This is a genomic window from Streptomyces sp. NRRL WC-3626 (assembly GCF_000718785.1).
Lineage (GTDB): Bacteria > Actinomycetota > Actinomycetes > Streptomycetales > Streptomycetaceae > Streptomyces > Streptomyces edwardsiae.
The window spans coordinates 1-320 of sequence record NZ_JOCA01000070.1 but is presented as its reverse complement, the minus strand read 5'-3'; the positions used below and the strand labels follow the sequence as shown (position 1 = coordinate 320).

The following is a 320-nucleotide window of genomic DNA, read 5'->3' as shown; positions in this document are numbered from 1 at the left end:
GGCGGAGCCGTAGTTCGGGGTGGTGCGGATCTCGAAGTGCAGGTGGGGGCCGCTGGAGTTGCCGGTGTTGCCGGACAGGGCGATCTTCTGGCCGGTCTTGACGACCTGGCCGGCCTTCACGTCGACCTGCGACAGGTGGGCGTACTGGGAGTACGTGCCGTTGCCGTGCTTGATGACGACGGCGTTGCCGTACGCGGGGCCGTCACCGGCGCCGTTGCCGCCGGCCTTGACGACGGTGCCGCCGTGCGCGGCCATGACCTTCGTGCCGGTCGGGACGGCGTAGTCCTGGCCGGAGTGCTTGTGCGCCCACATGCCGCCGT

1 protein-coding gene is annotated in these 320 nt (G+C 70.3%); it reads right to left on the bottom strand.

Annotated elements, in window-relative coordinates; all coding sequences use genetic code 11:
• On the bottom strand, positions 1 to 320 hold a 320-nt coding region (locus IF28_RS0135860; RefSeq protein ID WP_030229649.1), incomplete at both ends, for a M23 family metallopeptidase.